Source organism: Bradyrhizobium sp. Kon37, assembly GCF_055807535.1.
This window is the reverse complement of record NZ_JBVVOY010000165.1, coordinates 1-379: the sequence shown is the minus strand read 5'-3', so window position 1 is coordinate 379 and position 379 is coordinate 1. Positions and strand designations below refer to the sequence as shown.

The following is a 379-nucleotide window of genomic DNA, read 5'->3' as shown; positions in this document are numbered from 1 at the left end:
GCACTAAAGCCTGGGTTTGAAATAGCGACGCATCAATTTGCTGTAACAAGCCGAGGCCAAAAGCCGCCGTTTTGCCGCTGCCGGTTTTCGCCTGCACGCGAACATCTTTTCCGGCAAGGATCGCCGGAAGCGCGGCGGCCTGCACCGGCGTCATGGTTAAATAACCCAACTCATTAAGGTTCGTGAGTTGGGCGGGAGGCAAAACATTCAGGGTAGAAAAAGCGGTCACAATCTATTCTCGTGGTCATCGACGCAAAGTTAGCAGGCGCGTATCCTCGCAGATCTACGCTCACGATGCGACAATTTAATCGGTTCTTCATCGGGTGGTGGGTCAGGCATGGGTTGCGGGCGAGGGATCGGATCGGGCACTGGAACAGGA

At 55.1% G+C, this 379-nt stretch carries 2 protein-coding genes; both read right to left on the bottom strand.

The window, feature by feature from the left end; all coding sequences use genetic code 11:
- Nucleotides 1-229 (bottom strand): DEAD/DEAH box helicase (locus AC0L3J_RS37625; protein ID WP_473350463.1); only part of this gene is annotated, 229 nt, incomplete at its 3' end.
- Between the two features lie 29 nt (nt 230-258).
- A partial coding sequence (ynaL, locus tag AC0L3J_RS37620) for a proline-rich small protein YnaL (RefSeq protein WP_473350465.1) occupies nt 259-379 on the bottom strand: 121 nt, incomplete at its 5' end.